3 protein-coding genes are annotated in these 2823 nt (G+C 70.2%); 2 read left to right on the forward strand and 1 reads right to left on the reverse strand.

The window, feature by feature from the left end:
- Nucleotides 1-115 precede the first annotated feature (115 nt).
- On the forward strand, nucleotides 116-610 hold the full coding sequence (locus AC2TEW_RS38865) for a hypothetical protein (protein WP_484627845.1): 495 nt from the start codon (nucleotides 116-118) through the stop codon (nucleotides 608-610).
- Here AC2TEW_RS38865 and AC2TEW_RS38870 read toward each other — a convergent pair.
- A complete protein-coding gene (locus tag AC2TEW_RS38870; protein WP_484627846.1) occupies nucleotides 576-1058 on the reverse strand; it encodes a transposase in 483 nt (160 codons plus the stop codon). The genes AC2TEW_RS38865 and AC2TEW_RS38870 overlap by 35 nt on opposite strands.
- A 669-nt stretch (nucleotides 1059-1727) precedes the next feature.
- Between AC2TEW_RS38870 and AC2TEW_RS38875 the strand changes: the two genes are divergently transcribed.
- Nucleotides 1728-2800, forward strand: a protein-coding gene (locus AC2TEW_RS38875; RefSeq protein ID WP_484627739.1) for an IS630 family transposase whose coding sequence is annotated in 2 segments (ribosomal slippage) — nucleotides 1728-2211 and nucleotides 2211-2800 — 1074 coding nt in all. Because the reading frame shifts where the segments join, the coding sequence is not laid out codon by codon here.
- The last annotated feature ends 23 nt before the right edge of the window (nucleotides 2801-2823 follow it).

Consider the following 2823-nt stretch of genomic DNA (forward strand, 5'->3'; position numbering starts at 1 on the left):
TGAGAAGCCGTTGTCTTTCCGAGTGTGATGGGTGCGTCTTCGCTGGCCAGGCGTAGGGGCGGTGCTTCGGCGGCAGAGATGACGTGTCGTGTCGTCTCTTCGGTGGAGGTGCAGGGTGCTGTCGGTGATGGGGCTGCTGGAGGAACGCGAGCGGGTCGCCCGGCAGCGGGTGGAGACTCTTCAGGCCGAGCTGCGGGAGGCGGAAGCGGCGTGGGAGCGGTTCGTGATGGCCCGTGAGACGGTGGCCGGGGTCCTGACGGAGCCCCGCGAAGACGAGGGGCTTCCGCCGGTGGTCGCGGTCGGTGAACGGCCGGCTCGGGTCACGGCGGCGGTGCCGGGTTCGGTGGTGCCGGTGCGGCGGGACGGGCTCGATGCCGGCGTGCTGGCACCGGACTACCGGCGGATCATGGAGATCCTGGCCGAGCGCGGGCGCTCGGGCGGTGCGGCGACGGACTGCCGGCAGCTCGCCGTGGCGCTCGGGCTGGAGTCGGTTCCCGCGAAGGTCGAAGGGGTGCGGTCGAAGGCGAAGCGCCTGGTGGCGCGGGGTTGGCTGGTCGAGGAGAGCCCGGGACTGTTCAGCGTGCCCGTCGGACGAGTCGGCGGCTCATGACCATGGTCATCGACCAACGGATCATCGCCTCGGCGGAGTCGGTCCGGCCCTCGTAGTCGCGGGCGAGGCGGCGTGAGCGCATCTTCCCGCCGTCGAAGCCCCTGCTCGCGGCCGGCACCGACGCGGCGCCCTTCACCGACTGCGCGTCGATGATCCCCGCGGTCGGCTCCCGGTCGCGGCCCGCCGCCTCGCGGACCCGGTCCCGCAGCCGGTCGTGGAACTCGGCGACCAGGCCCTTGTCGCGCCAGCACCGGAAGAACGCGTAGACGCGGTCCCACGCGGGGAAGTCCCCGGGCATCGCCCGCCAAGTGATGCCGCCCGCGACCAGGTAGCGCACCGCGTCGACCATCTGCCGGTGACAGTAGCTCTCCGGCTGGCCGCCACGGCCCTCCAGCCAGCCTGGAACCGGCATCGCCTCGCGCACGACCGACCACTCCGCGTCCGTCATGTCCGAGGGGTACCTCGGTCGCCTGTGCGGACGGTCCCTGGCGCTCCCGAACCGGTGAGCGAGACAATCACACTCCCGGGCATCCGAGTTGGAGCCGGCCGGCGCAAGGGCATACAACAGCGACACCAGGGCCTCCTGGCGCGCTCAAGGTCTCGACAACCCCGAGCTGCACCAGAGGCCCTGCCTTCATGCCCGGCAACCGGCAAGATCACCCGGCCGAGCTGATCCACTCGAACCCACGTCCACCAAGATCGGTACGACAACGGCCTCTGAGCCTTTTCAGAGCGGCCACCGATCGGGTGACGGGGGCCAAGGTCGCCTCCGGCGTGCCGACCGCGATCCTGCGGGCCCGGGTAGCCGTCAAGGCCGGACGACGTCTCACCCTGCCGAGCAGGGTTGAAAAGAGCTCAATGATCAGGGTGTCCACGACCCGGGGGAAACGCCCGCCCTGTCTTCATGCGCGCCCCGGCCGGAGATCACCGGATCGGGTCGGCACCGTTGAACCGACGTTCACCACGATCGGTACGACAACGGCTTGTCAGTCCGTGATCGCGGACTCCAGGAAAGCCCGTGCAGCTCAAGCCGTGCCCGCGAGGGCGTGCGGGTGGGACGCAACTGAGGTTGTCGCGAGGGGGTGACAGATGATGATCCTTTCGCTACTCCGTGCGTATGAGGTATGCGGATGGCGGCGGGCTGACCGCCGTAGGGCGGGCGAAGCGGGAGCGGGTGCGCTTCGAGGCCGCGGAGTTGTTCGAACAGGGAGTGCGCCCGTCGGAGGTCGCGCGGCGGCTGCGGGTGTCGCGGAAGTCCGTCTATGCCTGGCAAGCCCGGTGGCGGGATGGCGGTGTCCAGGCGCTGGTGTCGAAGGGGACGCAGGGCCCGCGGTGTCGGTTGGACATTGAGCAGCCGCAGCGGCTCGAGGCGGAGCTGACGCGGGGGCCGGCCGCGCACGGCTGGACGGAGGACCAGCGCTGGACGCCGGCCCGGATCGCGGTGCTGGTCGAGCGGCTGTTCAAGGTCTCCTACAGTCTGAAGGGCATGTCGCTGGTCCTGCACCGGATGGGCTGGAGCGTGCAAGTCCCGATGCATCGCCCGGTGGAGCGCGACGACGCGGCGGTGGCCGCCTGGCGGGAGGAGACCTGGCCCGCCGTGGGAAAACCGCACGGGACCAGGGCGCGTGGGTGGTCTTCGAGGACGAGGCAGGCCAGTCGCTGAGGCCTCCGAAGGCGCGCACCTGGTCCCGGAAGGGACAGACACCCGTCGTGAAGGTCACCGGCAAGGGCTCCGGCCGCGTCTCGCCCGCCGGGCTCGTGTGCGTCCGGCCCGGTGACCCGCGGACCCGACTGATCTACCGCATGATCGTCCATCGTGGCCGCAAGGGCGAGAAGAAGGGCTTCCGCGAGAAGGACCTCGCCCGGCTGCTCGATGCAGCCCACCAGCAGCTCGGCGGCCCGCTCGTCCTGGTGTGGGACAACGCCACCGCCCACACCGACCGCGTGATGCGCGAGCTGATCGCCACCCGCTCGTGGCTGACCGTCTTCCGCCTGCCGCCGTATGCGCCGGACCTCAACCCCGCCGAGGGTGTGTGGGCCCACCTCAAGAAGAGTCTGGCCAACCTCGCACCCCACACCACCGACCAGCTCGCCACGGCGGTCCGGACCCGACTGAAGAAAACGCAGTACCGTCCCCGCCCCATCGACGGCTTCATCGCCGAGACCGGCCTGACCTTCCAACTCCCATAATCACCTCACTACTTCAACCTCAA

This window comes from Kitasatospora sp. NEAU-CNBT7, from assembly GCF_057220535.1.